Here is a 2,502-nt window from a genome sequence, read left to right on the forward strand (position 1 = left end):
TGTGACCGTCAAGTAAAAAGACACAATTTATGCTCATTAACTTGAAACACTTTCTTGTCCAAATATGGTCGATCTATGTTTCATTCGATAACTATCTTCATTTAAATGAATGATTTCAACTCGATGTAGAATTCTATCTAAAATAGCTGTTGTAATTGCTTTATCACCTAATAGCTCTCCCCACTCTTTAGGTGCTTTATTTGAAGTTAAAATGATGGATGATTGATTATATAAATCATTAATCAAGTGGAAGAACATATTAGCTTCCTGTGAATCCATCGCCATAAACATCAAATCATCAATAATAACTAAATCTGCACCTCTTATTCTTTTCATTCTCGTCTGTGATTTTCGAGTAATTTCCTCCGTTTTTAATACATGAATAAGGTCGCCCATTGTAGTAAAGATAACCTTGTAACCTTGGTTTAACGCTTCGATTCCTAACCCAATTGAAATGTGAGTTTTCCCACTACCTGGTGGTCCTAATAGAATGATATTGTGTAACTGTTCTATCCACGTTAAATCCTTCAATCTATTCAAATGTTTATTGCTTAATGATTTCTGTTCTTTTATATTGAATTCCTCTAATGTCTTTTGGAACGGAAATGTAGCCCATTTAAATCGTTTTTCTAATTGCTTTTCTTCTCTTCGAGTTTGTTCATATTTTGCTACATCTAAGAGGAACTGAGTAAAGGATGAATCCTTTTGCTCAGCCTCTCTAATTAATGCCGGAAGGTGATTTGCTGTTTCCGTTAAACGTAGAGTTCTCATCAATTCTTGTAATCGATTTAACTGGCTCATACTGGATCACCTTCTAATATGGCAGTATAGGCATCCACTTCTCGTTTTTGAGCCTCTGTTTCCATAACCCAAGCTGAAACTCCTTTTACTTGTGCTACATTCTTAGCGGTATCATTCGGTGTATCTTCCATTTGTCGATGTTGTTTTAAATAGGCAACGACATCGCTAAAATCTGTGGCACCATAAAGGTTCCTTTTTATACACTCTTTCAATGCTGTCGATAGAATTTCTTTGTTATTTATCTTTGTCTCTTTTACTATCATTTGGAGTTGATCCCTAATATATCGAGGGTACTTCCCTTTTACTGCTTGTAGATAATCATAAGCCATCTCACTGTCATTAAAATGCTCGGCAACGGTATTCATAAATGCATCAATACCTTTTGTTCTATCACGGCTATGTTTTCTATCTTTAATCAATAACCCTTTCCCGTCAGGGATATTATGCTTTGCTATGATTTCACCTGTTTCAGGGCTATAAATGATTAATTCTCTTTCCTCCGTTTCCTTAATGCAGACCGTTTCGTAATTGCCAAACGTCCCCAATGGTAGAGAATAACGGTTAGATAAATAACGAATGGTATTGTCCTTATGGACACATCTTGATATACTATTTTCATAGTTATATTTTATATCTATATTTTTGGTGACTGGTCTTAAGTGTTGTCTTTCCAGGGAAAACACTTCGACCGGTCTCTTTTTTGTTGTGTGGTGAATTTTATAGTTTCCTGTTCTATGAAGCCATTCCCACCCTTGTTCATTCCAAGAATCAATGTTATGAAAAATTCGATGTTTAGCGAAATTATGTTTAATAAATCCAACGACATTTTCAATTTTTCCTTTGCTCTCTGGATCCGCCTTGCGGCAAACACGAAGGTTTAGATTCCTAGATTCTTTATATTGTTGGAACTCTTGCGTTAAAATTAAATCCCCACCATTCTCACTGACAACAATTAAACTATCTTGGTCATATACCAATTCACCTGGAATTCCTCCATACCACTTGAATGCATTTTCATGTGCTTTAATGACATCTTGGGTAGTAAATGGCCTATCCAACCATTCCATATATTTATATCTAGAATTAGATAGTACAAAGGCTATAAAGTTTAATTTCACTTCCTTCCTGTCTGCTGCCTTCTGTTTTGTATGACCAAAATCAACTTGTATTTGCTCACCCATGGGTGAAGCAGGAATAGCCTCATAAATTCGTGGTGAAGTTTCCTTTCTTATTTTATACTCCTCTCGAAGTTCTCTAACATAGGAGCGAACCGTACTTTCACCTACTTCTAAATCTTCGTATCTTTCTTTCAGCCAATCTTCTACTTGTGCCGCAGACATATCTGGATGCTCTCTTAGCCAGGATAAAATTAGCTCTTTATAAGGATCTAATTTCTTACTTCTGGTTTGAATGGAATCGACCCACTTAGACATATCCGAAGGATTCTTTTTTAGATAACGATGAACGGTTGATCTTGAGATTCCTAGTTTTTCAGCTACCTTTGTCTTACTAAAACCCTTTTTAATTAATTGATGTATTTCCATATACATTTCCCACTTATCCACCTTTACATCCTCCACTGTTCTGTATGTTTTAATATAAACATTGTACAATGGAAGGTTCTTATTATTAATATTTTTGTGTAAATAAGTGTGTCTTTTTATCTAGCAAAAACTGTCTACTCTAGTTTAGCAGTCACAA

General features: G+C 35.0%; 2 protein-coding genes. Both read right to left on the reverse strand.

Going from position 1 to position 2,502, the window contains the following annotated elements:
* Nucleotides 1–36 precede the first annotated feature (36 nt).
* The gene (gene istB / locus G5W_RS0106120; RefSeq protein WP_010095103.1) at nucleotides 37–801 is read right to left on the reverse strand and encodes an IS21-like element helper ATPase IstB; all 765 of its coding nucleotides are present in this window, start codon (nucleotides 799–801) and stop codon (nucleotides 37–39) included.
* Nucleotides 798–2,366, reverse strand: coding sequence for an IS21 family transposase (istA, locus tag G5W_RS0106125; RefSeq protein ID WP_010095105.1), 1,569 nt, complete (start codon nucleotides 2,364–2,366; stop codon nucleotides 798–800). Before istA ends, istB begins: the two co-directional genes overlap by 4 nt.
* Nucleotides 2,367–2,502: the final 136 nt, after the last annotated feature.

This window comes from Ornithinibacillus scapharcae TW25 (assembly GCF_000190475.1).
GTDB classification, from domain to species: domain Bacteria; phylum Bacillota; class Bacilli; order Bacillales; family Amphibacillaceae; genus Ornithinibacillus; species Ornithinibacillus scapharcae.

What these genes read in the sequence shown, in the direction of transcription:
- istB (WP_010095103.1), bottom strand. Translation starts at nt 801, where the DNA reads ATGAGCCAGTTAAATCGATTACAAGAATTGATGAGAACTCTACGTTTA.